The 4,761-nt window shown below is 60.3% G+C and carries 6 protein-coding genes; all 6 read right to left on the reverse strand.

What is annotated here, in order from left to right:
- Window positions 1-136: 136 nt before the first annotated feature.
- The 6 genes from DU29_RS0120375 to metX all read right to left on the reverse strand — a co-directional run bounded on the left by DU29_RS0120375 (window position 137) and on the right by metX (window position 4,493).
- Window positions 137-460, reverse strand: a complete 324-nt coding sequence (locus DU29_RS0120375) for a DUF3392 domain-containing protein (RefSeq protein WP_028623343.1) — start codon at window positions 458-460, stop codon at window positions 137-139.
- 9 nt (window positions 461-469) lie between these two features.
- Window positions 470-1,609 carry a radical SAM family heme chaperone HemW gene (gene hemW / locus DU29_RS0120380; protein WP_236645634.1) on the reverse strand — a complete coding sequence of 380 codons (1,140 nt, stop codon included), beginning with the start codon at window positions 1,607-1,609 and terminating at the stop codon, window positions 470-472.
- Window positions 1,610-1,671: 62 nt separating this feature from the next.
- Window positions 1,672-2,268, reverse strand: a complete 597-nt coding sequence (rdgB, locus tag DU29_RS0120385; RefSeq protein ID WP_028623345.1) for an RdgB/HAM1 family non-canonical purine NTP pyrophosphatase — start codon at window positions 2,266-2,268, stop codon at window positions 1,672-1,674.
- Window positions 2,265-2,699 carry a DUF4426 domain-containing protein gene (locus DU29_RS0120390; RefSeq protein ID WP_028623346.1) on the reverse strand — a complete coding sequence of 145 codons (435 nt, stop codon included), beginning with the start codon at window positions 2,697-2,699 and terminating at the stop codon, window positions 2,265-2,267. Before DU29_RS0120390 ends, rdgB begins: the two co-directional genes overlap by 4 nt.
- A 26-nt stretch (window positions 2,700-2,725) precedes the next feature.
- Window positions 2,726-3,346, reverse strand: coding sequence for a methionine biosynthesis protein MetW (metW, locus tag DU29_RS0120395; protein WP_028623347.1), 621 nt, complete (start codon window positions 3,344-3,346; stop codon window positions 2,726-2,728).
- A 7-nt stretch (window positions 3,347-3,353) separates the two neighbouring features.
- A complete protein-coding gene (gene metX / locus DU29_RS0120400) occupies window positions 3,354-4,493 on the reverse strand; it encodes a homoserine O-succinyltransferase MetX (RefSeq protein ID WP_028623348.1) in 1,140 nt (379 codons plus the stop codon).
- Window positions 4,494-4,761 lie beyond the last annotated feature (268 nt).

The raw sequence follows: 4,761 nt of genomic DNA on the forward strand, positions 1-4,761 counted from the left end.
AAAACTGTCCTGAGCCGTACGTTATAAACCTGTAGGAGCCGGCTTGCTGGCGACGGTGTGTCAGTCAACATCAGCGTGTCTGACACACCATCGCCAGCAAGCCGGCTCCTACAGGTTTTTTTTGCCTGACCCGAATTCAGCGGCGGTCGGCGACGACGCCGATCAGCACGAGCACCACCAACAGCACCGGCGCGAGGCTGTAGTTGTTGAACTGGCTCAGGCCCTTGATGATCCATGGCGTGGCGTAGATCAGCGCAGCGCCGCTGCCGATCATGCACACCAAAGCCATCAGCGGGACGCGCAAGGCGCCAGCGATGCTGCCCAGTCGCTGATCGATCCAGCCTTTGATGTCTGCGCCGAACAGCACCAGCAAACAGCCCACCAGCGCCAGAGAGATTTCCGACAGGTTGCTGCGGCTCCAGCGTGACACCGTGGCGAGCAGGTCGAGTACCAAATCCATTCGAATTCCTTAGGTCAGAAAATTCTGCAGCAAGTCATTGAGAAAGAGTTGTCCGCGCTCGGTGGCCGCCAGACGTGACGGTTCGACCTGCAACAGGCCACTTTGTTCTGCCTCCCGGCGCCCTTCGGCGAGGCTTTCCAGCGGTAAGCCGGTGCGCTCGGGGTACACGTGCGATTCAACGCCAGCGGTCAGGCGCAAGGCGTTCATCAAGAACTCGAACGGCAGTTCTTCATTGGTCAGGATTTTCTCGCCCGCCTGGAAGTTTTTCGCCGGGTTCAGATAGTCTTTAGGCAGACGCGTCTTCCAGGTGCGCACGATGCGCCCGTCCGGGTGACTGAGCTTGCCGTGGGCGCCGGCGCCGATGCCGATAAAGTCGCCAAAACTCCAGTAATTGAGGTTGTGCCGCGCCGGACGACCGGGCAGGGCATAGGCCGAGACCTCGTATTGGGCGTAACCGTGCTCGGCCAGCAAAGCCTGCCCGGCTTCCTGAATGTCCCACAGCGTGTCGTCTTCAGGCAGCGTCGGCGGCTGGTTCCAGAACACCGTGTTCGGCTCCAGGGTCAGCTGATACCAGGACAGGTGCGTGGGGTTCAGCGCGATGGCCTGGCGCAGGTCGCTCAATGCGTCGTCCAGCGACTGGTTCGGCAAGCCATGCATCAGGTCCAGATTGAAATTGTCGAACCCGGCCATACGCGCCATGCCGGCAGCACGTACGGCTTCGTCACCGTTGTGAATCCGCCCCAGCGCTTCAAGCTTCTCCTGCTGAAAACTCTGGATACCGATCGACAGACGATTGATCCCCAGCGCCCGGTAAGCCACGAACTTTTCCTGCTCGAACGTCCCTGGATTGGCTTCCAGTGTGATCTCAATGTCGTTGGCGAACGGAATGCGTTGCTCGACGCCTTCGAGCAACCGACCCAAGGCTTCAGCACTGAACAGGCTCGGCGTGCCGCCGCCGAAGAAGATCGAACTCAGTTCGCGGCCATACACCGCGTGCAGGTCCTGATCGAGGTCGGCCAGCAACGCGTCGACGTACTCCTGCTCCGGCAATACCGGGCTGGCGGTGTGGGAATTGAAGTCGCAATAAGGGCATTTGCGTACACACCACGGGATGTGGATGTACAGCGCCAGCGGCGGCAGTACTGGCATCGCAGTGCGTGGCGATTGCGCGGCGCCGCCGAAGATCAGCGGCGACGCGGAGGGCTCGTGGGTCATTTCAGTCCCAGACGCTGGCGCAGCAGATCCATTGCACGGGCGCGGTGGCTGATCAGGTTCTTTTCACTCGGGCTCAGTTCCGCGCTGGAGCAATCGCGCTCCGGCACCCAGAACAACGGGTCATAACCGAAACCATGTTCACCGCTGGCGGCCGGCAGGATGCGCCCGTGCCACAGGCCTTCGCAGAGGATCGGCAGCGGATCGTCGGCATGACGGACCAACGCGAGCACGCAGACGAACTGCGCACCACGTTCGGCTTGCGGCACGTCCTTCAGTGCTTCCAGCAACTTGGCATTGTTCGCCGCATCGCCCTGGCCGTCGGCATAACGGGCCGAGTAAATGCCTGGTGCACCGCCAAGGAAGTCCACCGCCAGACCGGAATCGTCAGCCAGTGCCGGCAGCCCGGAAATACGAGCGGCGTTACGCGCCTTGAGGATAGCGTTTTCGACAAACGACAGGCCGGTTTCTTCAGGCTCGACGCTGCTGAACTCGCCGATCGAGCGCAACTGCACGGATGCGCCGAGCATGGCTTGAAGTTCTTTGAGTTTGCCGGCGTTGTGACTGGCCAGTACGAGTTGGGTGAAATTGATCATTCGCCGGGGAAGAGCTCTTGGTTGAAATTGATGGTGTTGATTTTATCGCCATTCTGCACCTTGATCTCGAAGGTGCGAATTTCTTGCTGACTCACCGGAAACTGGGCGATGTAGTAAATCGCGCCCTGCTCGGTGATCTGGCGGAAGTTAAGCTTCACGCTTTGGCTGGTCAGGTCTTTGACCGATCCAGTGACCTGCGCCATCAGTGGCTTACCGTCCCTGAGTACCGAAACGTTGATCACGCCCTGGTTCTTGCTGCGGGTCAGCTCGGCAGCCTTGGCAATATCCGGCGTCAGGAATGTCGAATTGAAGGTGTTGTAGTGCACCGTCACATCGCCGAATTTTTCCTGACGGTCACCCTTGATGACGTCGGCGGCCATGGCGCTGACGCTCAGGCAGGCAGTCAGTAGAAATAGTGCTAATCGACCCATGATCGTTCTCCTTGCAGTGGCGCGATTCATACCGTGACGCGGTGATCCTGCAGCCCTGGACTGCTGACGCGGTAAATGCCGATTTCACCTAACAGATTAGGCCATAGCTTGCTGGCCCACCCGTGACGATGCTGTTGATCCACGGCTAGCCGATCAATGACCTTGGCTTCTCGTTCGCGGCACAACGCTTCAAAGTCTTCGAAGGTACAGAAGTGAATGTTGGGCGTGTTGTACCAAGTGTAAGGAAGGAATTCCGACACCGGCATCCGTCCCTTGCTGGCCAGGTACCAGCGGCAGCGCCAGTGACCGAAGTTGGGGAAGGTGATGATGCACTGGCGACCGACCCGCAGCATCTCGTCGAGGATTCGATCGGGATAGTGCACGGCTTGCAGCGCTTGGGTCATGACCACGATGTCGAAGCTGTTGCTGGCAAAGTTGCCGAGGCCTTTGTCCAGATCCTGCTCGATGACGTTGATGCCTTTGGCCACGCACTCGGCGATGTTGTCCGGGTCGTTTTCCAGGCCGTAGCCGGTCACTTGCTTGTGGTCGCGCAGCCAGGTCAGCAGCTCGCCGTCACCGCAGCCGAGGTCGAGCACGCGGCTGCCGGCGGGGATCCATTCCTGGATGATTTCCAGATCAGCTCTCATGGCTTTCTCATAACGTGATGCGGTTCATGTAATTGCTGAACGCCTGCAGGTAGCGCGGGATCGGAATCAGGAAGGCGTCGTGGCCCTGCGGAGCATCGATCTCGAGGTAGCAGACATCTTTCTTGGCCGCCATCAGCGCGTCCACCAGTTCCCGCGAGCGGGCAGGGGAGAAACGCCAGTCAGTGGTGAAGGACATCACGCAGAATTTCGCCGAGGCGCCGGCGAAGGTTTTCGCCAGGTCATCGTCGAAGTTTGCCGCCGGGTCGAAATAATCCAGCGCCTTGGTCATCAGCAGATAAGTGTTGGCGTCGAAACGGCCGGAGAACTCTTCGCCCTGATAACGCAGGTAGCTTTCGACCTGAAACTCGACGCTGTGAAAGTCGTAGTTGAGCTTTTCGCTCTTCAGTCCGCGGCCGAATTTCTCGCCCATGGAGTCATCGGACAGGTAGGTGATGTGCCCGACCATCCGCGCCAGCATCAGGCCGCGTTTGGGGATCACGCCGGCTTCCTGGAACGAACCGCCGTGAAATTCCGGATCGGTGAGAATGGCCTGACGGGCGACTTCGTTGAAGGCGATGTTTTGCGCCGAGAGCTTGGGCGCCGAGGCGATGGCCAGGCAGTGCCGCACGCGGTCGGGGTAGGTGATAGTCCACTGCAAGGCCTGCATGCCGCCGAGACTGCCGCCAATTACCGCCGCCCACTGGCGGATACCGAGCAGGTCGGACAGGCGCGCCTGACTGTGCACCCAGTCTTCCACGGTGAGTACCGGGAAGTCGGCGCCGAACGGCTTGCCGGTTTCCGGGTTGATGCTGCTGGGGCCGGTGGAACCGTTGCAGCCGCCGAGGTTGTTCAGGCTAACCACGAAGAATTTATCGGTGTCGATCGGTTTACCGGGGCCGATGCAGCTGTCCCACCAGCCGGGTTTGCGGTCGTCGGGGCTATGGAAGCCGGCGGCGTGATGGTGACCGGACAAGGCGTGGCAGATCAGCACGGCGTTGCTCGCCGTGGCATTGAGCGTGCCGTAGGTTTCGTAGATCAGGTCATACGCTGGAATCGAGCGGCCACAGGCCAGGGCCAGGGGAGCGCTGAAGTGCGCCACTTGCGGCGTCACCAGACCAACGGAATCGGCGGGAAAGGCAGTTGGCATCGACCCTGCTCTCGTTGAAATGAGGCGTAAGTCTAAAGACCGCTGGGGTTAGCGGCAAGCAAAGGCCGGGGCTGATTGTCCGCTGTTTTACCCGTGGCGAGGGAGCTTGCTCCCGCTGGGGCGCGAAGAGGCCCCCGTAGGAGCTGTCGAGTGCAACGAGGCTGCGATCTTCCCCCTGATGCTTGAGTCTCAAGTGAAGGATCAGAATCAAAAGATCGCAGCCTGCGGCAGCTCCCACAGGTGCAGCCCAGCGGGAGCAAGCTCCCTC

It is taken from the genome of Pseudomonas sp. Ant30-3, assembly GCF_000690905.1.
Lineage (GTDB): Bacteria > Pseudomonadota > Gammaproteobacteria > Pseudomonadales > Pseudomonadaceae > Aquipseudomonas.